This is a genomic window from Niallia sp. Marseille-Q9988 (genome assembly GCF_976954375.1).
In genome coordinates, this window is record NZ_CDRJSZ010000003.1 from 256,055 (window position 1) to 277,804 (window position 21,750).

A 21,750-nucleotide genomic window follows, 5' to 3' on the forward strand; every position below is an offset into this window, starting at 1 on the left:
AACTGGCAATGGATAATGAGTTAGACGCAAAGGAGGAATTAATACATAGAGTAGCCTATTATCTGTTCACATTTTTCCAAAAAAACAGTAATGGAGGAATAACAATATGCAAGTAAATTTATTATTAGATAAACAAGGACCGAAAATTAGTAAACATATTTATGGACAATTTGCAGAACATTTAGGGCGATGCATTTATGAAGGAGTATGGGTTGGCAAAGATTCCGATATTCCTAATGTAAATGGAATTCGTAAAGATGTAGTGGCAGCATTAAAGGAAATTCAAGTACCAGTAGTTCGCTGGCCAGGTGGTTGCTTTGCGGATGAATATCATTGGAAGGATGGAATTGGACCAGTTGAGAATCGAAGTACAATAGTCAATACACATTGGGGTGGCGTAACAGAAAACAACCACTTTGGAACACACGAGTTTTTTGAATTAATTCGTCAGTTAGAATGTGAAGCATATATTAACGGTAACGTTGGTAGTGGAACTGTTCAGGAAATGCAAGAATGGGTTGAGTATATGACGATGAACGGTGAGTCGCCAATGGCAAATCTTCGTAGAGAGAATGGTCAAGAGGAAGCCTGGAAAGTAGAGTTTTTTGGAGTAGGAAATGAAAATTGGGGCTGTGGCGGAAATATGCGTCCCGAGTATTATGCGGATTTATACCGCAGATATCAGACATATGTCCGCAAGTATGGGGAACATAATATTTATAAAATTGCCTGTGGCGCAAGTGTAGATGACTATAATTGGACAGAAGTATTAATGAAAAATGCCGCAAACTTTATGGATGGACTTAGTTTACATCATTATTCCATTCCAACAAGAGTATGGCAGGATAAAGGAAATGCCTTAAACTTCCCAGAGGAACAATGGTATTCTTTATTAGAACATGCACAGTATATGGACGAGTTAATCACGAAGCATAGTACTATAATGGATAAATACGATCCAGAAAAACGAGTTGGTTTAATCGTAGATGAATGGGGTTCTTGGTACAACGTAGAACCTGGAACAAATCCAGGCTTCCTATATCAACAAAACACGATTCGTGATGCAATGCTTACTGCGATTACGCTAAATATTTTCCATAAGCATGCAGACCGGGTTCATATGGCGAATATTGCCCAAATGGTGAACGTATTACAAGCGATGATTTTAACAGAAGGGGAAAAAATGATTAAAACCCCTACTTATCATGTTTTCGATTTATATAAACATCATCAGGATGCAGAGCTTGTCGACTCTTATGGCGATGAGACTAATCATGTCACATACACAGCTTCCAAGAAGGACGGCAAAGTAGCGATCTCCTTATGTAACTATGATGTAACTGAAACGAGAGAAATTACGCTTTCTAGAAAGAATGGAGAATTTGTTGTCCTAAAAGCGGAATATATTACAGCTGATGTAATGGATGCACATAATACATTTGAAGAACCAGATGTTGTAGCAAAAAAAGAGTTTACTAGTTATCTAGTAGATAAAGAAACGCTAAAAGTTACATTGCCTCCAATGAGTGTTGCAAGCATCTTAACAAAGGAAAATTAAGATGGCTTGTGTAGGCTGCGAGATAAAGGAACAAGTTAGTCGATTAGATGTTGAAGCACTTGTTCAAGAACAGCTTTCCTTCGAAATAGATTTAGCCCAGGAGGAAGTAAGAGATCAGCGGTTAAGCATATGTGAACAATGTAAGCACCTAAATCAACATACATGTGGAAAATGCGGATGCTTTGTCCGCTTTCGTGCTAGCTTAGATAAGAAGAACTGTCCAGATCGAAAGTGGTAGAGCTATAGATAGTAAACAATCCTAGATATCACTTAAAAAAATCGGAATAATATTTTGCGAAGGTTAGCAATTGCTGCCTTCTTTTTTAATGTACAAAAATAAATTTCATAATCCGAAATTTTTTCGTAAATTATAGTGAATATTTTCATTATTTGTAATACAATAACTCTTTGTGGGGAGGAAAAAGAATGAACTTATTAAGAACTACTTTACAGCATTTTAAACCATATTGGCGAAAGTTATTGATTGCTTTATTTTTCTCATTAATTGGTGGTGCCTTTACGATTTTGCCTCCAATTCTTGTAGGGAAATTGGTAGATGAAGTAATCGGAGACAAAGCAATAGCATTTATTTTATGGATTGTTTTCGGAATATTAGCAGCATTTTTAGGGAAGGCACTATTTGAATCTTTACAAGAATTTGTACAGGTGAAAATTGGCTTTGATGTGATTACAGATATGCAAATTCGCGCATTTAAAAGACTTCACAGAACGCCGATGTCCTTTTTTTCAAAGACACCTCGTGGGGATATGCTATATCGACTAACCCATGATGTAGAATCGATACAAAATTTAAATAATACGGTTGTACCACGGATACTTCAACAAGTAATTAGTGCAGTAGCAGCTTTTATCACGGTATTTGCGATATACTGGCCAGCTGCGATTGTGATGTTCATTGTATTTGCTATTTACATTCTCCCATCCTTTAAATTAGGGAAAACAATGCGGAAAATGAGTGCGGTACAAAGAGATATGAGTGCAGACATGTATCAGCATTTGCAGGAAAGTATCGAAAGTGTTCGTTTAGTAAGAACCTATCAAACGCAAAAAGAGGAAATTGCTACACAGGAAAAGAAACTGACCAATTGGAAAAATTATTCTATTCGGGCGGCTTTAATTGGAAAAGTCAATTGGCGTCTAGGAAATTTATTTAATATTGCTACTCCTGGTGTTGTGATGCTAATTGGTGGATTATCGATCTGGCAAGGGAATATTACCGTTGGAACACTCGTTTCTTGCTTGAACTTTATTCCAATCATGTTCCAGCCCGTTCGTTCCTTAGCAGAAAATGCCTTAACGATTCAACAAGCCATTCCAGCATTGCAAAGAATATACGAATACTTTGATTTGCCAGAAGAGCATGAACAAAATCTTCCGAACTTTGGTGTAGTTCAAGGAAAAATAGATTTAGATAATATTTGGTTTTCCTATCCAGGAAGCGATAAGCAAGTGCTAAAGGGTGTATCTGTTTCTGTGGAATCCGGTAAGCATATCGGCATCGTTGGAACAAGTGGCGGAGGAAAAAGTACACTAATTCAAATTTTGCTAGGGCTTTATGAACCGGAGAAAGGCTCAGTGACCATTGATGGGAAAAATTTATTTGCTTATAATCGCAATAGTTTTCGCAGGCAGGTTGGAGTTGTCTCACAGGAAACCTTCCTATTAAATAGTACGCTTCGCAATAATCTTCTTTATGGAAAGCCAGATGCAACGATGGAAGAGCTGGAGCAGGCTGTTGAAGCGGCAGGATTAAAAGAGCTAATTGATTCCTTGGAGGATAAGTATGAAACGGTTGTTGGAGAACGTGGCTTGAAGCTTTCGGGGGGACAAAGACAACGGGTTGCCCTTGCAAGAGCAATTTTGCGCCAGCCACCAGTGTTAATTTTTGACGAAGCTACATCATCCTTAGATGGGGAAACGGAAGAAAAGGTTCAAGACTCACTAGAACAATTAATTCCAGGAAGAACGACGATTATGATTGCCCATCGATTGATTACAGTCAGAAAGGCAGATACAATTCTGCTACTTGATCAAGGGATGGTTGCCGAACAGGGTACACATGAAGAACTGTTAGCTTTAAAAGGACAGTATTATCAATTATATCGAGCACAATATAGCGAGCTGGAGAAGGAGATGATTGGATGAGTAAACTGGATATCTCCAAACAAAAGAAAATCGGTGATGGCAAACGTGTTATTCAATTTTTAATGCCTTATAAAAAATGGGTCATAGGCGATTCCCTAGTTATTGCTATTAGCCAAGTCTTTTCTGCGTTAATACCAACTTTAGCCTTAAGCTGGCTAATTGATACCATTTTGCCAAGTGAGAATAACACCTGGCTATGGGGATTAATGTGGCTATTGGTATTATCTGCTGTATTAGATTTAGGCATGATGATCATTGATGAATACTTTTGCCATATTACTGCGAAGTCTGTGACAAATAGACAAAAGCTACGATTATTTGGGCATTTGCAAGTACTCCCTTTTTCGTTTTATCAAAATAATTCATCTGGGGAATTATTAGCACGAACTTCTGATGATCCAGATACCCTTCATAATTTTTTAGCATGGGAAGGGTCAACCTTTATGGCAAGTGCTCAAGGGGTAGTGATTTATAGTATTGTATTGCTGTTCATTCACCCTTATTTAATGATCACAAGTGTTGTTCTTGGAATTCTGTTTTACTGGGCATCCAACTATGTAGGGGCTAGAACGCGAGCTGCATCAGCAGACGCTAGGGCAGAAGCTTCCAAATATTTAGAGAGATTAAGAGAATCTGTTACAGGTATTCATCTATCACGAGTAATGGGTGTTTCCGATAGTGAAGTAAATAGTGTCGTTTCCATTAGGGATTCTTTTGTAAAACATTCACTACGAGAATTAAAAGCAAGAATGCAATCAGTAGTTGTGATTGCAAGCTATAATGGTTTTGCATTAGGACTTGTTTATTTTATCAGTACGCTCCTTATCTGGAATGGGGATTTAACTAGCGGTCAAATGTTAACAGCAGGAGGATTAGTAACGATTGCGGCAAATGAAATGCAACGTCTCCTAAGAAATTGGCTTTCAGTTAGACGAACAGGCCCTGCTTTAGACAGATCAGATATCTTGCTTTCACAACCTGTATCAGAAGCAGAAACGAAGCAAGGGGTAAGGGGAGAAAGAGCAAGTGGCGATGTGCGCTTGAAAGACGTGTCCTTCGTTTATCCAGATAAAGAAGAGAGCGTATTAAAAGGTGTTTCTTTTGCTATTAAGGCAGGAGAGAAAATAGCGTTAGTTGGGCCGAGTGGTTCTGGGAAATCAACGATTATTGACTTACTCTTTCGATTATATGACACAACAAAGGGTTCTATTGAAGTAGATGGACGAGAGATTCGAGAATGGGATACGGACTGGCTTCGTTCGCAAATGGCAATCGTTACACAGGATGTACTAATGCGAAGTGGCACGTTGGCAGATAATTTACGGATTGGAAAATCAGATGCAACAGAGAAAGAATTGTATGATGTTCTCCGTGCGAGCGGTTTAGGCGAATTACTAGAAACCCTTCCAGATGGGTTGAACACAAAGGTTGGAGAAAGAGGAAGCTTACTGTCAGGCGGGCAGAAACAGCGTCTATCTTTAGCGCGGGCAATTTTGAAGGATGCCCCAATCCTTGTATTAGATGAAGCAAGTTCAGCGCTAGATCCTATTACAGAAGCAAAAATTAATGAAGCTGTTTTAAAAACGACGAAGAAACAAACGATTTTCATCATTTCCCACCGACTATCTACGGTATTATCTGCAGATCGTATTATCGTATTAGATAAAGGGGTAATAGTCGAAGAAGGTACACATAACGAACTATTAAAAAATAATAACGGTGTATATTCACGATTATTCAAACGAGAAGCAGATATTGGAGAGGCAACTGTTAATCAGAAAGAAACACAGCCTATTTAAATAACATCAAAGAACAGTATTTCTTATGAGGATTACTGTTCTTTGCGTATGTTTGATTTTTTAGAGAAAGCGCCTCTTAAGCCCATTTCGTCAAAAAAGGAAAGCAAAAGGTAACAGAGTCGCCCTGTAAGTGCCCGTTTCCTATTTTCAAGAAAGCTAATAAAAATCCATTGCTAGTTTTAAAAAATGCTATAGTTATTATATAGTCGAAATATTCTGATCGAGAGTAGGGAGAGTAAGATGGCAATTACATTAAGAGATTCATATAACAAAACCACTTATAAATTAGGCAATCATGGCAAAAGAAATGTACAAGTACTAAAAGAAGCATTGCAGGAAATGGACGGAAATATAGAAAGTGATATGTATGGACAAGGACAAATAATAGAAGACTTTCAACAAAAAATGGCCAATCTTTTTGGAAAGGAAGCAGCAGTCTTCTTTCCAAGTGGGACGATGGCACAGCAAATCGCACTACGAATATGGTGTGATGAAAAGGATTTAGGGAAGGTTGCCTATCATCCATTAAGTCATTTAGAAATTCATGAACAAGATGGATTAAAGAAGCTTCATAAAATCGAAACCATTCTATTAGCTGATGAAACGAGAGTAATAGAATTAGAAGATATTATGGAAATGGAGAATGGCGTTGCTTGTGTGCTGTTAGAATTGCCGCAGCGTGAAATTGGTGGTCAATTACCAAGCTTTGAGACATTAGAGAAGATTTCTCGTTATTGCAAAGAGCGTGGAATTAAACTCCATCTCGATGGAGCAAGATTATTGGAAGTACTACCTTATTATCAAAAAACAGCAGCCGAGGTATGTGCGCTATTTGATAGTGTTTATATGTCTTTTTATAAAGGGATCGGAGGGATTGCCGGGGCAATCTTAGCTGGAAGTAAGGAATTTACAAGCCAATCAAAGGTTTGGAAACGAAGATATGGCGGTGACTTAATCAGTTTGTATCCTTATATTTTGTCTGCTGATTATTATTATGAAAAACGAGCTAATAAAATGGCTGAATACTATGAATCTGCCAAACAGCTAGCAGCATTTTTTAACGGATGTGAAGGGATTCGAACACTTCCAATTGTGCCAGTTTCTAATATGTTCCATGTGCATTTTGATTTGGAAAAAGAAGCAGTAGAGACTATTTTGACAGATATTCAAGAGACAATGGGAATTGGTATAAGTGGCTATGTAAAAGAGCTAGCTGAAAATACTTCTTCTTTTGAAATTAGCTTAGGTGATGCTTATCAAGAGATTTCGACAGAGACTGTCCGAAAAATATTTGGTTTACTAGCAGAAAAAATAAGCGAGATAAGGAGGGGGGAATAATGGAAATAATCCAGCAATGGGTTCAAGAGGATAGTGATTATATTCGAAAAAAACTGGTTGCTTATAATATGGAGCAGCTGCCAGAAAAATTGAAAAGTCCCTATAAAAATATTAGTTTTGTTGTGAAAGATGATAATGGCACAATCGTGGCTGGTGTTACGGGTCATATGTTTTGGCATCATATGCATGTTGATTTCTTATGGGTGGATGAAAGTCTAAGGAAAGCAGGATATGGCAGCAAGCTTTTAGCGAAGATGGAACAGGCTGCGAAAGAAAATGCGTGTGCATTTATCTATTTAGATACTTTCAGTTTTCAAGCACCAGATTTTTACAAAAATCATGGCTACGAAGTGTTTGGAACTTTAGATCATTTTCCAGAAGGGGTAAAACAATACTTTTTGCAGAAAAGATTAGTGGAGTAGAAAAAGTATGAAAGTGAAGAAGAGGATTGGCTGATAAATAGAAATTTTGGCTGATAACCCCTATGGATTGGCTGATAAATGGAAATTTTTGCTGGTATATCATAAATTTCACTGATGTTAGATTAAGAAAGCCTTATCTCCCTATCCCTTCACACTGATTTGGAAAAAATGGGGTTGATTAGCAATCGATATATTCATATAATTTGAATAGTATAAATTTTTAGATAGAAAGCGATAAGAAGGAAAGGGGATCTATGAGAAAATTTGCGAAATTAATCATCTATTATTTACTTGGAACGATGGCGATACTCGCATTAAGCGTTTTTCCAAAATACTTTCAAATGAGGGATTTTCCAGAGGGAGAGGGATATTTTTCAACCCTGCTATCTTTTTTATCGGAGGAATTTTTTCAGAAGGATGGATGGGTATATTCCTTAAATGGAGTAGATGAAAAGCCGATATTGGATATACTATTTCCGGCGTTTATTTATTCGATGGAAATTTTGTTTGGTGCGTTGTTATTAGGGAGCATTGCTGCATTTGTATTATCACTTGTCTCTTTTTTTCTACCCAAATTTCTTTTGCAGCCAATAAAAAGAATCTTAGATTTAATTGAATCGATTCCAGATATAATTATAGCAACACTTCTGCAATCTTTCGTTATCTTTATTTTTGTGCAAACAGGGGTAGAGATATTTGAAGTAGCCAGTTATTCAGAAAAGGCATATTTAGGGCCAATTCTAACCCTTGCAATTATTCCTGCTGTTTCTTTATTCAAAATTCTTATCTTGATGATGGAAGAAGAATATTTGAAGATGTATGTAAATTTTGCAAGAAGTAAAGGTATCCATAATTTTCCTATTTTGTGGAAACATATTCTCCGAAATATTATTCCCGTTTCCTTTCATCATATGAAAATTATCATTTGGGGATTGCTATCAAGTCAATTTATTATTGAACGACTCTTTAATATACATGGATTTACATATTTTCTAGTAGAAAGCTTTACACCAATGACGATTGCTGTTTCCTTGCTGCTTATATTTACGCCATTTTTTATTATTTTTCAGTTAGGCGAAATAGTATTGAAAGAGGAGAAGGAACCAGCACGGGAATTGAAAAAGGAATCGTGGAGAGAGAAGATAACCGTTACATCCTTCGTTTCCTCCTTTAAGGTATTTTTAATCAATTTAAAGGACGGATTCCAACGGTTTAGCTGGAAAAGCCTTTCTTTGCTTCGTCCAGTAATGTGGGTAGGCAAGACGTTTGGCATCCATATGAAGAACTGGAAATTTGCAGTGGGGAGCTTGTTTTTTATCATCGTAATTGGGTATAGCGTTCTTTACTCTGTCACAACTAATAATCATGTCGACCAAATGCGCTTACTGTATGCAGAAGATGGAGCGACCCTCCTTGCTGCCATGCCGTTTGCACCAACAGAACCTTTTTTCTTTGGTTCTGATAGACTTGGCTATAGTATCTATGATCAAATTGTTATTGGCGCAAAGTATACCCTATTTTTTGCCCTGCTTATAGCATTTTTGCGTGTTGTTGGTGGATTATTGCTTGCTATAGTTTATTCATTTTTTGTGAAATCTCAAGTACAGCAATGGCTGGCAAAGATGGTGGATTCAATTCACTTTATGCCATTAAGCTTGCTTGCCTATATTTTGCTAAGACCGATTCTATTACCAACTTTTGACGGATTCAGCTATTCCTTTTGGGAAAGAGTCTTTTTAGAAACGATGATTTTGACTTTACTAGTTGTCCCTTTAACCACTGTATTATTAGGAAAAGAAATCAATCGTGTACTTGATTATGAATTTATCGCAAGTGCTAGAGTTATGGGTGGTGGGAAATTTCAAATTTTTATTCGCCATGTTCTCCCCCATTTAGGCCCAAGACTTACCATTCTTTTTGGACAGCAATTTATCCAAGTGCTATTAATCTTTATGCATTTAGGCATTTTTGATTATTTCTTTGGAGGTACAAAATTATCCATGGATCCTATGTTTTCAGATCCTCCTAAATCCTCTACCTATGAATGGTCTGGATTAATAGGGCAGGTTGGCAGAAGCGCACTTGCTTCTGGACGGTACTGGTATTTATTTATACTTGTTCCCTTTATTATTGCCATTTTTGCGATGCAGCTGATTGTACAAGGGGTAAAAGAGGTTCAGCAAGTAAAAGTGGGAGTAGTCTTTAAACAACCAAGGGCTGAGCGGAAAAAACAAAAGCCAGAAATAAATGCTGTAGCTCCATCTATTTCGAAAGAAAGTTTTACACAGATAGGGAGAGAGTCAAATGGAAATCAGGCAATTACACCTCCGTGATGCTAAAGCATACTTTGCACTAAGATTAGAGGCTCTGAAGACAAATCCTGAAGCATTTGGGTCAAGCTATGAGGAAGAAAGAGACTATCCCATTAGTCGAACAGAGAACCGCTTAACGGATTCATCTGCTTATGTCTTCGGGGCATTTGCGGAAAATCATCTAATCGGTGTCTTAACCTTAATGAAAGATGGGAAACAAAAAATGAATCATCGTGGCCATTTATATGCAGCCTATGTTACCCCTTTACACAGGGGCAAAGGAGTCGGCAAGCAATTAGTGCAAATAGCCATTAATAAAGCAATGGAGTTACATGACATAGAACAGCTATATTTAGAAGTAGTAACAAATAATATAGCGGCCAAAAAATTATATGATTCCTTAGGATTTGAAACATATGGAATTGACCGAAAAGCATTAAAAATTAGTGGGAAATATTATGATGAAGCATTAATGGTTCTTTATTTATAATAAATTTTAAACTGTGGTTAAACTTTTAAAAAGAAGTTTGATCACAGTTTTTATTTTTTTATGGAAAACAGTTTGAAAAAAATAAATATTATCATAAAAAAATATTTAAATATAAACAATTGAGCAAAAAGTCCGATATATTATTTGTAAATAAAATTGAATTATTCTGTAAATTACTTTAATATTGTACATACAAAGTAAAAAAGTACCATGTTTTTAGCGAATCTAATTCTATTTTACTAGTTAGCGGTAGGGTAATGAAATAGATGAAGACACAGACAGAGCATATTATTTTTTTGAAAGAGGAGGGAGTAATCATAAAGAATCAAAATTACTATTTTGGAATATATTAGAATTTTTTTATAAAACAGTAAAGAGAAGATAAATTTAGTAAAAGTGGTCCCAAATCTACAAGGGGGAGAACTGGTAATGGCAAAAATAAAGTTTAGAAAACCGAAAATAACTGGTCCAAAGAAAGAAAAAAAACCTAAGAAATCTAGCAAGATAAGAAACGGAAAGTTTAAGATTTTTGAAAAGTTAAAATTAAATAATCGTCAGCTACATAAGTTAAATAATGTATCAATCGGTTGGAAATATGGATTTACTATATTGCTTGTTTTCGCACTCTTAACCATTACAACTATTCTAGTAACGACACGTTTAATCCATATCAATGGCAGTATTGAGCAATTGAATAAAACCGATGAAAGAGCACTTCTTATAACAGAGATGGGGTCTATTACTCGTGAAAAGAGTATTAGTATCTTAAATTATCTCGACTATCAAAATCCTTCCTATGTAGACGAATATCAAGTGAGCATTACGAAATTTAATGAATATGAAGAAGAGATTAAAAAAGATATCCGAAATGAGGAAGAGCAAGCTTTATTTGATGAAATCGTCGATCGTGATCAGAAAATGAATGAACTATTTAACGATCAAATTATCCCTGCTATGCAAGCAAATGATCGATCTGCTATTAATTCCTTAAGCCTAACGAATACAACGATGCGTAATAGAACGATAACGGCTTTGGATAAACTGCAAGAATTGGTACAAGTTAGTCGTACCAAAGCAGCAAGCGATGCGGTTGATAGTGCGAGTGTTGCAACGAAGACGTTAATTATTGCGATGATAACGGCACTAATTATTGGTACAATCTTAATTATCATTATCAGTCGGATTATTTCTCGTAATTTAAAGCAAGTTGTTCAAGTTAGTGATACGATTGCGAATGGTAATTTAACAGCTGAAAACATTAATTATCAGGGCGAGGATGAGATAGGAAAACTTGCTCAGTCCATGAATAAAATGAGTAGTAACCTTCGAATGGTCATCCAAAAGATATCAGAAGTATCAATCACTGTTAACAAACAGAGTGAGAACTTGTCCCAATCTACGAATGAAGTGACTGCCGGAAGCCAGCAAGTAGCGACTACTATGCAGGAATTATCATCTGGAGCTGAAAGCCAAGCGAATACGGCAAGTGCTTTAGCAGCATCTATGGAATCCTTTTCTGGCACAATAGGTGATGCATATACACAAGGGGAGTTAATTTATCAATCATCTAATAAAGTGCTCGGCATGACGAATGATGGAAGTCAATTAATGGAATCGTCTATTGAGCAAATGAATAATATCAATAAAATTATGAAGGAATCTGTGGAAAAGGTCCGCGGCTTGGATACACAGTCTCAGGAAATATCGAAGCTAGTTTCCGTCATTAAAGGAATTGCCGATCAAACAAATTTACTTGCTTTAAACGCAGCAATTGAAGCAGCACGAGCAGGAGAGCATGGGCGAGGGTTTGCAGTGGTAGCGGATGAAGTAAGGAAGCTTGCAGAACAAGTTGCATTCTCCGTCACAGACATTACAAACATCGTAGGTAGTATTCAAAAAGAGTCAAGTGTTGTTACGGAGTCTTTACAAGGTGGATACGAAGAGGTAATGAAAGGTACGGAACAAATCAAAACTACGGGTGCAACATTTAATGGAATAAAAAATGCTGTAAACGATATGGCAAATAGTATTGAAGTTGTTTCAGAAAATCTCGCTTCCATTTTAGAAACAAGTAAAGAGATGAATCGTTCTATTGAAGATATAGCAGCTATTTCAGAGGAAGCTGCTGCAGGTATTGAGCAAACATCTGCTTCTGTTCAACAAACAAGCAGCTCGATGCAAGAGCTTGCCGATAGTTCACATGAATTATCTAATTTAGCAGTAGAGTTAAATGGACTAGTGAAGGAATTTAAAATTTAGTAATATTGGAAAGTTGAGAAACGAGATAAAGTTTCTCAACTTTTTTAATGGTTAAGAAGTATACGTTTTTAAAGTTCATTCAGTGTCTAGCTACGGGTACCTTTTGCAGTTATTATTTTTTCGGATAATAAAAATTTCGGGTATAAAAATAAATGGTAGTATGCTATGATGGAGGAAAATAAATCTCATTGGCTTGGTACTTGATTGCTGATGTCTTAGGAGAGCGATACTAAATGGAAATTTGGAAGCGGAATTTACTTGTTTTATGGATAGGGGTTTTCTTTACCTCTGCATCATTTAACATGGTAATTCCCTTTTTGCCAATTTTTCTTCTAGAATTAAATGTTCACGAAAACACAGAAATTTGGTCCGGATTATTGTTTAGTGCAGCGTTTTTTGCAGGAGCATTTGCTTCTCCATTTTGGGGAAGGCTAGCAGATAAATATGGAAGAAAACCGATGATTATTCGAGCTGGATTTGTGCTTTTTGTGGTATATACTTTAGCCGCTTTTGTTACGAACCCATACCAATTATTAGTACTTCGAATACTGCAAGGGTTATTATCTGGTTTTATTCCTGGAGCAATTGCATTAATTGGAACGAATACCCCTTCAGATAAAACAGGGTATGCTTTGTCGATGATCTCTACAGCATCTGCATCAGGAGGTATAATGGGACCACTAATTGGAGGCGTACTTTCGCAATTAGTTGGAAATCGGCTATCCTTTGCGAGTGCAGGACTTCTTGTTTTCATTGCAACATTCTTGATTATTTTCTGGGTAAAAGAGGATAATTTTTCGCCAAGTAAAGAAAAAGGATCTGTAAGAAATGACTTGCGAATAGCCTTTTCCAATAGACCCCTTATGCTAGTACTTCTATTAACAGTGGTCACATCTTGTTCTATTATGACCATTGAACCGATTCTCCCTCTTTATATTTTAGAGGTTGGTGGGTCGATGGATAAAGCTTCCTTATTAGCGGGGATTATCTTCTCACTTCCTGGTATTGCAAGTGTCATCATGGCACCATATTGGGGGAAATGGGCGGATAAGGTTGGATTTAACCGTATCTTATTTATTGGATTATTAGGTGGAGGACTTGGAACATTCTCGCAAATAATATTCAGCAATATTTGGGGCTTCTCGATTACTCGTTTTATTTTTGGCCTTTTCTTTTGTGCTGTTTTTCCAGCATTGAATGGATTGGTTGTAAAATCAACAGCAGAGAATTTCCGTGGCAGAGCATTTAGTCTTAACCAAACAGCAACTCAGCTAGGCGGAATGTTTGGACCGATGATAGGAGGATTTCTTGGAGGAATTTTCCCTGCACAATCTGTTTTTATCGTCACCGGTATGTTGTTGTTAGTAGCAACAGGAATAGCCTATAAAAAAGGAAATGTGTTTAGAACAACCATTAAGCAAAAAGTAAAAATAGTGACGCATGGCAAATAACAGACAGAGACTTCGTATGCATTAAATAGCATGGTAGGAAGTCTCTTTTTTTGTCGCAAAAATTTCACAATTCCTCTTACATATTTCTATTGGGTCAAGAAAGAATAAAAGGTGGAGGTGACAATCATGGCAAAAAATAAAAATAAAAATGCGAAACAAGCAGTGCAGGATGATACATCTCGTCAATATGACCATGAATTTGCAAATGAGCCATTAACAGCAGCGGAGAAATTAAATAATAAAAAAACGAAGAAAAGACAATAAGCGTAGCTAAAAAGTATCCTTCTAAAAGGGGTACTTTTTTTCTGCTTAATGGGAGGTAAGATTGATTACTTCTTATAGGAGGAAAATATATGGGGGAAATAGAAGGTAATATCATAAATGATATGACGATTTCTTTTTGAAAATTTTTAGAAAGTGTGGAGAAGGATGGAATATTTACTGAATTGTGAAGAAATGAAAAGATGTGATGTAACGACGATTCAAAAAATTGGCATGCCATCTATGGTTCTCATGGAAAGAGCTGCTCTTTCTGTTGTCGAAGAATTGGACTCATTTGATTTAACTAGAGTACTCGTTGTATGTGGTTCTGGGAATAATGGGGCAGATGGGTATGCAGTGGCAAGGTTATTGCATTTACAAAATATTAAGGTGGATGTTTTATTTGTAGGAGATGAACAGAAACGAACAACAGAAAATAAACAGCAACAGAAAATAGCCGAGTATTATGGGGTAAGCTCAGAAAAAAAGATAGAGAATAATCCATACACAACGATTGTGGATGCCTTGTTTGGAATTGGGTTATCACGTCCGTTAAGTGGAAAATACCTAGAGATAATAGAGCAAGTAAATCAAGCTGAAGGGGAAATCCTCTCTGTAGATATTCCTTCAGGTATTTCAGCAGATAATGGAAAAGTGATGGGAAACGCTATAAAAGCGACACGAACAGTAACATTTGCATTTCGCAAATTAGGTTTAGTCCTTTATCCTGGAGCAGATTATGCTGGGGTTGTGAAGGTCAAAGATATTGGGATTACGGCTAGGGGATTTGAAGGAAGATTTCCTAAAATATATACCTATACAAGGAAGGATTTAGAGAGAATTCCGAGACGGCAATCTTATTCTAATAAAGGTACATATGGGAAAATACTAGTGGTTGCTGGGTCAAAAAATATGAGTGGTGCAGCTTATTTTTCTGCAAAAGCAGCTTATCGGATGGGAGCAGGTCTAGTAAGAATCGTGACTCCAGAAGAAAATCGACAAATACTTCAAACTTTGCTTCCAGAAGCCATTGTAACGACATATCAAAGAAGTCAACTAGATGGAGACTGGCTAACAGAGGCCATTAATTGGGCGAGTGCCATTGTAATAGGACCTGGAATGGGTATATCAGAGGAAGCTAAATATTTGTTAAGCAAAGTTCTGTCTATTAGCAAAGTTCCGCTAGTGATAGATGCTGATGCCATTACACTTGTCGCCAAGGAACCGGAGCTTTTGCACGATCATGAACAAAAAATTATTATGACCCCACATGTAGGAGAGATGTCTCGCCTCACTGGTAAACCAATTCCCAAGATTGCAGATGATATTATCGAAGTAGCAGAAAAATTCGCGGCAGAAAAGAAGCTAACATGTGTATTAAAGGATGCAAGAACAATCGTAACAGAGGGTACTGAAGATACGTATGTGAATACATCTGGGAATAATGGGATGGCGACAGGTGGAACAGGAGATGTATTAACAGGAGTGATTGTTGGTTTACTAGCACAAGGCTTAAGGGAAAGAGAAGCCGCTCGCTTAGGTGTTTATATTCATGGGTTGGCAGGGGATGCGGCAGCTGCCCAAAAGGGATCTTACGGAATGTTGGCAGATGATGTATGTGATGCGATAAATGAGGTAGTGAGATAAAATAATAGTAAAGGGGAAAGAAAAATGGACGCGCGGATTAAAGAACTAGTAGACTTGGCAAAAAAACAATGGGGACTAGCGGAATATTACCTAGGGAGGTATCGATTATTTAGAAGGATAATGTTAGATGGGGAGACATTGTATCTCTTAAATATGGAATGGTTTCCTAATATATATGCCGATTGGACAGATGAGGAGAATCCTGAAGGGACAGCTTCTATCGATATAAACATCCATACAAAGGAGTTCCAATCTGTTATTTTTGTACAGGGGGTGACCTATGCGGAAAATGGAGTTGTTTTTGCATATAAAGATATAAAAGAGGTGAAGGATTGGCTCACTGCTTTCACTGGGTTAAATATTGAGAAAGATTTTGTTTGCAAGCAAACAGACGAAAGGAGGTATTATTTTGAGGAACAGTGGAATGGTGTTCCGTTATCCCCATCTTGTTCGATAAATGTAGAGTTTAATGAAAACGGAGAGTTAACATTCTATTCGCAAAATATAAGTGTGTTAACGAATAAGAAAGAATTAGAGGAAGAATATTCCTTATCGCTAGATGCCATAGAGGATATAGCGAGAGAACAGGTTGTTTTAGCTAATTTTCCTGAAGAGGATGGTAGGAAAATCGTATATGGAGTAGAAGAAACATACATCAGAAATGATGATAAAGGTAAGCTGCCATTTATGCAGCAGCATGTTGGTTTTCAAAAAAATTTCAACAAAGAAATCAAATGGCAGAAAACAAAGAAGGATTGCTTTAAGAGAAAGTTCTTACATTGGGAGGATGAAGTGAGTGTAGAGGATGCTTATTTAAAAGTGAAGCATCCAGACTCCTTGCCAATCACGGATGAACTTGCAGAAAAATGCATCCAAGAAGTAACAGATTTTTTGCGCATGAAGTATCCGAATGATTCAGGGAAATGGACACTTACTTATTTATCTCGGGAAAATTCCTATTTGCATGCATACCTAGAGCAAAGTACTGCTTCAACGCTTTTTCCAGGGAAGCTAATCGTTTTTCTAGATACAGATGGAGAGGTAGTAAATTATATGAACAAGAAGGAATTATGGGATGAAATAATGGATGCGAAACAAGAAGAAACGATTGAGATGAAGGTGAGTAAAGAGGAAGCTTTTGATAAGCTAAAGCCATATTTCACGCTAACTCCCTACTATGTGTATGATGCACATGATAAAAAGTGGTTTCTATGCGGAAAATTAGACTGTGATTACTTTATAGATGTGGAAAGTGGAGAAATCAGCACGTTAGATAATGCTTTCTTTATTAATTGATAAGAAATGGTTCGTCAAAAGTTATTTTTAATAGTAGGCTCTTTTATAACGAAACATTCATTTTACTGTGATGGAAAATAAACGATATAATTTCGTTACAAACACCAAAGATTTTAAAACAGAAGGAGGAAGAAGAATGGACTCTTCCCTTGAATTACAAATGCTTATTCAGTTATTTGAGCGAGCTGCACTTTTACTTTTAACCTTATTTTTTATGACTAGAGTTCCAAAATTCAAAGAAACGTTGCAAAAGGATCATCATTCCCCAACAGAGTTAACGTTAATCACGCTGATATTCTGTGCATTTGCCCTATTTGGTACCTATTCCGGTATTGAAGTAGAAGGTTCGATTGTGAATATCCGAATAATTGCGATAATGTCAGGTGGTATCTTGTTTGGTCCATGGGTTGGGATAGTAACAGGGACTGTATCAGGTGTACATCGGTACTTAATTGATATTGGAGGAGTAACCTCTGTTCCTTGTTTAATAACAAGTATTTTAGCAGGTGTAGTATCAGGCTACATTCATCATCAGGTGAAAAAGAATAGTCGTTGGATATATGGGATTGTGGCGGGAATGCTATGTGAAATATTAACAATGATTCTGATTTTATTCTTTGCAGATCCCTTTGATTTAGGACTAGACATTGTATCCAAAATTGCCTTGCCGATGATTTTAGGACAAGTTAGTATCGGGTTAATTGTCTTAATGATTGCTAGTGTGGAAGGGGAAAAAGAAAGAATTGCTGCACAGCAGGCACAGCTAGCCCTTAATATTGCTAATAAAACATTGCCGTATTTCCGTTCCATTAATGGAAATTCCTTACGTACCATTTGTACCATTATTAAAGAGGATATTCAGGCTGATGCCGTGGCAATAACGGACACAAAGGATGTTCTTGCATATGTTGGATTTGGAGAAGAGAAATACAAAATTGGCCAAGAAATTATTAGTGATTTAACAAAAGACACGATTCGAAGTGGGAAAATCACAATCCGAAATAATATCGCTGACCATCACACCCCACAAATTCATTGTTTATTGGTTATTCCATTGGAAGAAAGGGGCGTTGTAACCGGTACCTTGAAAATCTATTATCGAAAGGCCTATACGATTACAAATACGCTCCAAACGATGGCGATTGGCTTAGCACAAATTATCTCTACCCTTATGGAAGTTTCACGAGTAGAACAAATGAAGGAAGAGGCAAATAAAGCGGAACTTAAAGCTTTACAGACAAAAATCAACCCACATTTCTTATTCAATGCTCTAAATGCAATTGCTTCAACGACCCGTCGCAATCCAGAAAAAGCACGAGAATTGATAATTAATTTATCAGGGTATATGCGCTATAACTTAGAGGTAGGAGAAGAGCTTATTGATATACAGCTAGCCCTTCAGCAAGTAAGAGACTATATCCAAATTGAAAAAGCGCGTTTTGGGAATAGGCTACAAGTGAACTATGAAATAGATGATACCCATATTAAGCTTCCAAGTCTGCTTATCCAACCATTAGTGGAAAATGCTGTTGTTCATGGAATTTTAAAGCGGAAGGGACCTGGAGTTATCACAATTGCAGTCAAAGATTTAGGAGAAAAGGTTCGCGTTAGTGTACGAGATACAGGTGAAGGCATTGCTCAGGAAGTAATTGATCGCCTCGCGAAAGAAGAAGTATCATCAAAACAGATCGGTTTAACGAATGTCCATCAACGAGTAAAATTAACCTATGGAACAGGCTTGATCATTCGAAGATTAGAGCCAGGTACGGAAGTTTATTTTGATATAACGAAGGTGATAGCATGAAAGCAATAATTGTAGAGGATGAAATTCCAGCAAAAGACGAATTAGAATATTTAATTAAGACACATAGCAGTATTGAAATTGTTGCCTCATTTGAGGATGGTCTAGATGTGCTTAAATTTTTACAAGAGAATGAAGTCGATGCCATTTTCTTGGATATTAATATTCCGTCTTTAGATGGAATGCTCTTAGCAAGCAATATTAGTAAATTTGCCAAAAAGCCTTATATTATTTTCACGACAGCCTATAAGGAGCATGCAGCACAGGCTTTTGAATTAGAAGCATTTGATTATATTTTAAAGCCCTACGAAGAAAAGCGTATAGCAGCGATGCTTGCAAAATTAGAATCAGCATATCAAAGGGAAAGTAAGGGATCAGAAGAAGTCACAACAGAGGTAAATCGTCGTATCAATCTGCGCAAAAATGAAAATATTATTGTGACAGATGTAAATGATATTTATTTTGCAGAAGCAAGTGAAAAAGTAACAGTAGTTTATACAAAATCAGAAGAATATATGATGCAAATGAGCATTTCTGATTTTCACGATAAATTGCCACAGGATACTTTTTTTCGCTGCCACCGATCCTATACGGTGAACCTTTCGAAAATCCATGAAATTGTGCCATGGTTTAATCATACTTATCTCGTTCGATTAAAGGATATGAAGGCAGAAATACCAGTTAGCAGAAGTAAAGCGAAAGCATTTCGACAACTTATGCATCTGTAATTACCATTCATTCCGAATATAGGGCATTTCATTCTGATACCGGTTTCAAAAAGCTTTCAGGCGGTATAATTTAACTATAAATAGAAAGCATAAACAACCTTTTATAGTAGAAAATACTGTTTATAAACCGAGTAGAAAGAGGAGATCGGAATGAAAGAACGAAATGGAAGTCGCCTTCTTATAGTTATTGGTACAATTATTGTTCAAATGGGATTAGGAACCATTTATACATGGAGCTTATTCAATCAACCGCTCGTTGATAAATTTGGCTGGGATATAAGTGCAACTGCAATTACTTTTTCGATTACAAGTTTTGCACTAGCATTTGCTACTCTTTTTGCAGGCAAGCTACAAGATAAATGGGGATTGCGTCGCTTAATTGCTATCGCTGGAATTTTCCTCGGTGGAGGATTAATGTTAAGCTCTCAAGTATCTTCTTTATGGATGTTATATCTTGTTGCAGGAGTAATCGTTGGTTTTGCCGACGGTACTGCATATATTACTTCCCTATCAAATTTAATTAAATGGTTCCCTGAGAAAAAAGGATTGATATCTGGTATTTCTGTAGGGGCATATGGAACCGGTAGCCTTGTTTTCAAATATTTAAATGCAAGTTTTATTGAATCATTTGGTGTTTCAACAGCCTTTTTAATCTGGGGTATTATCGCATTAGCAATGGTTGTGGGAGGATCATTCCTCTTAAAAGAAGCGCAAGAAGTAGAAACAAAAACAGCGTCAGTAACAGCTCAAAAGAATTACACAGTGAAGGAAATGCTGAAAACGAAACAAGCATACCTACTCTTTGTTATTTTCTTTACAGCATGTATGAGCGGACTGTATTTAATTGGAATTGTCAAAGATATTGGTGTCAGCTTAGCTAATTTAGATGTTGCGACAGCAGCCAACGCTGTTGCGTTAGTAGCAATTTTCAATACAATTGGACGTATTATTCTTGGAGCATTATCTGATAAAGTAGGACGAATTAAAGTAGTATCTGGAACATTAGTAGTAACTGCTATAGCAGTCACTGTTTTAAATGTAGTGCCATTAAATTTCCCACTATTCTTTGCCTGTGTAGCAGCAATTGCATTCTGTTTCGGAGGAGTAATTACCGTCTATCCGGCCATTGTCGCTGATTTCTTTGGTCTGAAAAATCAAAGTAAAAACTATGGAATCATCTATCAAGGTTTTGGATTCGGAGCACTTGCTGGATCTATGATTGCAGCAGTACTAGGAGGATTCCATGCAACCTTTACGGTTATTACAATATTATGTGTGATTTCATTTGTTATTACATTGATTATTCAGCCACCATATACGAAGACAGAACCGAAAGAGAAAAAGGCACGTCGCCCTGAATTGGCAAATCGCCTTGGGTAAAAACTAAAATGCATAAAGAAAAGAAGTCAGTTATGATAATCGTAACTGACTTCTTTCTATTAACTGCTTACGCAATTGCTGTTTCTTTTTTGTGTTTATTATTTCTTCTATTGTTCCATTGCTTTTTGATATATGGCATTGCATATCGGTCTAGACCAAATTTACCTGCGTTTGCACCTGCTACGATAACGAATATTGCTAATAGAATCATTTGTCCATTTGTGCTTACTGTTCCACTAAATAAGAAGGCAAAGTTCATGACCATTCCCATCAATGTTGCAAAGCTTGTGAATAAACCTAGGATTAGTGCGATCCCTACTAGAACTTCTCCCCATTGAACCATGAAACTGAATAAATCCGCATTTGGGAGTGCTATATGTTCTAGAAATGTTGCCCACCATCCTTGTACTGCTGGGTGATCACCTGTGCTATTTGCAATTGCCCCTTGTAAAAATCCACTTGCGTCAAAGCCACCACTTGTAATTTTTTCATAGCCTGCATGGATAAATTGATAACCAAGATAAATTCTAAATATCGCTAAAATTCCGGCAACCACTTTATTATTTCTTAATAAGTCTAACATTTTACTCCATCTCCTTAAGATTAGTTATCTGATTATATTGTTCACTATTTCACATTTCTTTTTACAAGATCTTGTTTGTTTCTTACTACACTTATATAATATCACCATTTCCAACGTAATAAAGATGTTTGTGATGTAATTCGCATTTAGTTCACAAAGTTATGTCTGATTGGTGAACTACCTTAATTAAGTATGGTCGGTATATTCGAATGGGATTAGACCACAGAAAAGCGCCAGTTTTCCAAACCTAGATACTGAA

The 21,750-nt window shown here is 36.7% G+C and carries 17 protein-coding genes; 16 read left to right on the top strand and 1 reads right to left on the bottom strand.

What is annotated here, in order from left to right:
* The first annotated feature begins 106 nt into the window (after positions 1-106).
* The 16 genes from ACWNMZ_RS05405 (at position 107) to ACWNMZ_RS05480 (ending at position 20,908) form a co-directional block, all read left to right on the top strand.
* A complete protein-coding gene (locus ACWNMZ_RS05405) occupies positions 107-1,558 on the top strand; it encodes an alpha-L-arabinofuranosidase C-terminal domain-containing protein (protein WP_441994078.1) in 1,452 nt (483 codons plus the stop codon).
* Position 1,559: 1 nt separating this feature from the next.
* Complete coding sequence (locus tag ACWNMZ_RS05410; RefSeq protein ID WP_441131041.1) at positions 1,560-1,796, top strand: DUF6171 family protein; 237 nt, start codon at positions 1,560-1,562, stop codon at positions 1,794-1,796.
* A 188-nt stretch (positions 1,797-1,984) separates the two neighbouring features.
* Positions 1,985-3,724 (top strand): ABC transporter transmembrane domain-containing protein, encoded by a 1,740-nt coding sequence (locus tag ACWNMZ_RS05415; protein ID WP_441131042.1) that lies wholly within the window; start codon positions 1,985-1,987, stop codon positions 3,722-3,724.
* Positions 3,721-5,523, top strand: coding sequence for an ABC transporter ATP-binding protein (locus ACWNMZ_RS05420; protein ID WP_031536130.1), 1,803 nt, complete (start codon positions 3,721-3,723; stop codon positions 5,521-5,523). The genes ACWNMZ_RS05415 and ACWNMZ_RS05420 overlap by 4 nt, the downstream gene beginning before the upstream one ends.
* A gap of 240 nt (positions 5,524-5,763) precedes the next feature.
* Entirely contained in the window at positions 5,764-6,861 is a 1,098-nt protein-coding gene (locus ACWNMZ_RS05425; protein WP_449598331.1) for a threonine aldolase family protein, read from the top strand.
* Positions 6,861-7,283 carry a GNAT family N-acetyltransferase gene (locus tag ACWNMZ_RS05430; protein ID WP_449598332.1) on the top strand — a complete coding sequence of 141 codons (423 nt, stop codon included), beginning with the start codon at positions 6,861-6,863 and terminating at the stop codon, positions 7,281-7,283. Before ACWNMZ_RS05425 ends, ACWNMZ_RS05430 begins: the two co-directional genes overlap by 1 nt.
* 254 nt (positions 7,284-7,537) lie before the next feature.
* Complete coding sequence (locus ACWNMZ_RS05435; RefSeq protein ID WP_449598334.1) at positions 7,538-9,616, top strand: ABC transporter permease subunit; 2,079 nt, start codon at positions 7,538-7,540, stop codon at positions 9,614-9,616.
* A complete protein-coding gene (locus ACWNMZ_RS05440) occupies positions 9,588-10,085 on the top strand; it encodes a GNAT family N-acetyltransferase (RefSeq protein WP_449598336.1) in 498 nt (165 codons plus the stop codon). Before ACWNMZ_RS05435 ends, ACWNMZ_RS05440 begins: the two co-directional genes overlap by 29 nt.
* A gap of 429 nt (positions 10,086-10,514) precedes the next feature.
* Positions 10,515-12,344 (top strand): methyl-accepting chemotaxis protein, encoded by a 1,830-nt coding sequence (locus ACWNMZ_RS05445; protein WP_449598337.1) that lies wholly within the window; start codon positions 10,515-10,517, stop codon positions 12,342-12,344.
* A gap of 233 nt (positions 12,345-12,577) precedes the next feature.
* Positions 12,578-13,795: an MFS transporter gene (locus ACWNMZ_RS05450; protein WP_349204849.1), complete on the top strand. Its 1,218-nt coding sequence runs from the start codon at positions 12,578-12,580 to the stop codon at positions 13,793-13,795.
* 126 nt (positions 13,796-13,921) lie between these two features.
* Entirely contained in the window at positions 13,922-14,059 is a 138-nt protein-coding gene (gene sspO / locus ACWNMZ_RS05455; RefSeq protein ID WP_235250719.1) for a small acid-soluble spore protein O, read from the top strand.
* A gap of 165 nt (positions 14,060-14,224) precedes the next feature.
* Positions 14,225-15,703, top strand: coding sequence for an NAD(P)H-hydrate dehydratase (locus ACWNMZ_RS05460; RefSeq protein ID WP_449598339.1), 1,479 nt, complete (start codon positions 14,225-14,227; stop codon positions 15,701-15,703).
* A gap of 24 nt (positions 15,704-15,727) precedes the next feature.
* On the top strand, positions 15,728-16,999 hold the full coding sequence (locus ACWNMZ_RS05465; RefSeq protein WP_441131046.1) for a hypothetical protein: 1,272 nt from the start codon (positions 15,728-15,730) through the stop codon (positions 16,997-16,999).
* 136 nt (positions 17,000-17,135) lie between these two features.
* Positions 17,136-18,803, top strand: a complete 1,668-nt coding sequence (locus tag ACWNMZ_RS05470) for a sensor histidine kinase (RefSeq protein ID WP_349204852.1) — start codon at positions 17,136-17,138, stop codon at positions 18,801-18,803.
* Positions 18,800-19,528 (top strand): LytR/AlgR family response regulator transcription factor, encoded by a 729-nt coding sequence (locus ACWNMZ_RS05475; RefSeq protein ID WP_312095891.1) that lies wholly within the window; start codon positions 18,800-18,802, stop codon positions 19,526-19,528. Before ACWNMZ_RS05470 ends, ACWNMZ_RS05475 begins: the two co-directional genes overlap by 4 nt.
* Before the next feature lie 150 nt (positions 19,529-19,678).
* Positions 19,679-20,908, top strand: coding sequence for an L-lactate MFS transporter (locus ACWNMZ_RS05480; RefSeq protein ID WP_031536148.1), 1,230 nt, complete (start codon positions 19,679-19,681; stop codon positions 20,906-20,908).
* A 67-nt stretch (positions 20,909-20,975) separates the two neighbouring features.
* On the opposite strand, the gene ACWNMZ_RS05485 is transcribed toward ACWNMZ_RS05480, so the two are convergent.
* On the bottom strand, positions 20,976-21,491 hold the full coding sequence (locus ACWNMZ_RS05485) for a DoxX family protein (RefSeq protein ID WP_251628371.1): 516 nt from the start codon (positions 21,489-21,491) through the stop codon (positions 20,976-20,978).
* Positions 21,492-21,750 lie beyond the last annotated feature (259 nt).

Excerpts from the sequence above, each read along its gene's own strand:
- ACWNMZ_RS05445 (WP_449598337.1), top strand. The coding sequence starts at position 10,515 with ATGGCAAAAATAAAGTTTAGAAAACCGAAAATAACTGGTCCAAAGAAA.
- ACWNMZ_RS05460 (WP_449598339.1), top strand. The coding sequence starts at position 14,225 with ATGGAATATTTACTGAATTGTGAAGAAATGAAAAGATGTGATGTAACG.
- ACWNMZ_RS05430 (WP_449598332.1), top strand. The coding sequence starts at position 6,861 with ATGGAAATAATCCAGCAATGGGTTCAAGAGGATAGTGATTATATTCGA.
- ACWNMZ_RS05465 (WP_441131046.1), top strand. The coding sequence starts at position 15,728 with ATGGACGCGCGGATTAAAGAACTAGTAGACTTGGCAAAAAAACAATGG.
- ACWNMZ_RS05405 (WP_441994078.1), top strand. The coding sequence starts at position 107 with ATGCAAGTAAATTTATTATTAGATAAACAAGGACCGAAAATTAGTAAA.
- sspO (WP_235250719.1), top strand. The coding sequence starts at position 13,922 with ATGGCAAAAAATAAAAATAAAAATGCGAAACAAGCAGTGCAGGATGAT.
- ACWNMZ_RS05450 (WP_349204849.1), top strand. The coding sequence starts at position 12,578 with ATGGAAATTTGGAAGCGGAATTTACTTGTTTTATGGATAGGGGTTTTC.
- ACWNMZ_RS05420 (WP_031536130.1), top strand. The coding sequence starts at position 3,721 with ATGAGTAAACTGGATATCTCCAAACAAAAGAAAATCGGTGATGGCAAA.
- ACWNMZ_RS05425 (WP_449598331.1), top strand. The coding sequence starts at position 5,764 with ATGGCAATTACATTAAGAGATTCATATAACAAAACCACTTATAAATTA.
- ACWNMZ_RS05475 (WP_312095891.1), top strand. The coding sequence starts at position 18,800 with ATGAAAGCAATAATTGTAGAGGATGAAATTCCAGCAAAAGACGAATTA.
- ACWNMZ_RS05415 (WP_441131042.1), top strand. The coding sequence starts at position 1,985 with ATGAACTTATTAAGAACTACTTTACAGCATTTTAAACCATATTGGCGA.
- ACWNMZ_RS05435 (WP_449598334.1), top strand. The coding sequence starts at position 7,538 with ATGAGAAAATTTGCGAAATTAATCATCTATTATTTACTTGGAACGATG.
- ACWNMZ_RS05480 (WP_031536148.1), top strand. The coding sequence starts at position 19,679 with ATGAAAGAACGAAATGGAAGTCGCCTTCTTATAGTTATTGGTACAATT.
- ACWNMZ_RS05410 (WP_441131041.1), top strand. The coding sequence starts at position 1,560 with ATGGCTTGTGTAGGCTGCGAGATAAAGGAACAAGTTAGTCGATTAGAT.
- ACWNMZ_RS05470 (WP_349204852.1), top strand. The coding sequence starts at position 17,136 with ATGGACTCTTCCCTTGAATTACAAATGCTTATTCAGTTATTTGAGCGA.
- ACWNMZ_RS05440 (WP_449598336.1), top strand. The coding sequence starts at position 9,588 with ATGGAAATCAGGCAATTACACCTCCGTGATGCTAAAGCATACTTTGCA.
- ACWNMZ_RS05485 (WP_251628371.1), bottom strand. The coding sequence starts at position 21,491 with ATGTTAGACTTATTAAGAAATAATAAAGTGGTTGCCGGAATTTTAGCG.